The following is a 658-nucleotide window of genomic DNA, read 5'->3' as shown; positions in this document are numbered from 1 at the left end:
CCCGGCGCGGCCCTTCGTCGGCTTCTCGGCCGAGGACCGCGAGAAGGTCGAGCGCCTCGCGACCGACTGGCTCGGCCGCCTCGTCGGCGTCGGAGGTGGCACGTGATCGCCCCCGCTACCATCGCCGAGCGGCTCGCGGCGTCGCGCCTGGTCGGCTTTCTCCCCGCGATCGAAGCGGCTTTGAAGCCGCTGTTTCCCGACGTCACGGTGCGGTCGCATCCGGGCCGGATCGACGTCTCCGACCTGATCGAGAAGGACATCTTCCTTCCGCCCATGATCGCCGTCGCGCTCACCCGCTGGCGCGGCCCGGTCGGCGTCGGCGGCGACTGGAAGCTCGCCCTCGAATGCGCCGCCTATGTGGTGACCCAGGACGTGGCGATCGGAGGCCGCGCGACGCCGCGTCAGGAGGTCGCCTTCGCGCTGTCGCACGGGATCCTCGACGTGCTGGCCGACTTCGGGACGGCGCGCTGGGGCCTGCAGAACATCGGGTCGCCCGAGGACGCCGAGGCGCGGCCGCTGTTCACGTCGGAGACCTTCGCCAAGGGCGCGGCCTTCTACGCCGTCACCTGGAAGCAGGCGCTGTTCGGGCTCGGCGCCGATCCGCTTTTCCGCGTCTTGGTGAGCGACGTCGAGGCGGTGCTCGACGGCGCGGTCGAGC

The 658-nt window shown here is 71.9% G+C and carries 1 protein-coding gene; it reads left to right on the top strand.

The window, feature by feature from the left end; translation table 11 throughout:
- Positions 1-102: 102 nt before the first annotated feature.
- A partial coding sequence (locus ABTU92_RS29835) for a hypothetical protein (RefSeq protein ID WP_408095157.1) occupies positions 103-658 on the top strand: 556 nt, incomplete at its 3' end.

Source organism: Rhodoplanes sp. SY1 (genome assembly GCF_046000175.1).
Taxonomy (GTDB): domain Bacteria; phylum Pseudomonadota; class Alphaproteobacteria; order Rhizobiales; family Xanthobacteraceae; genus Rhodoplanes.
Note: the sequence above shows the minus strand (reverse complement) of the source record. Positions and strands in the feature narration are given on the sequence as shown.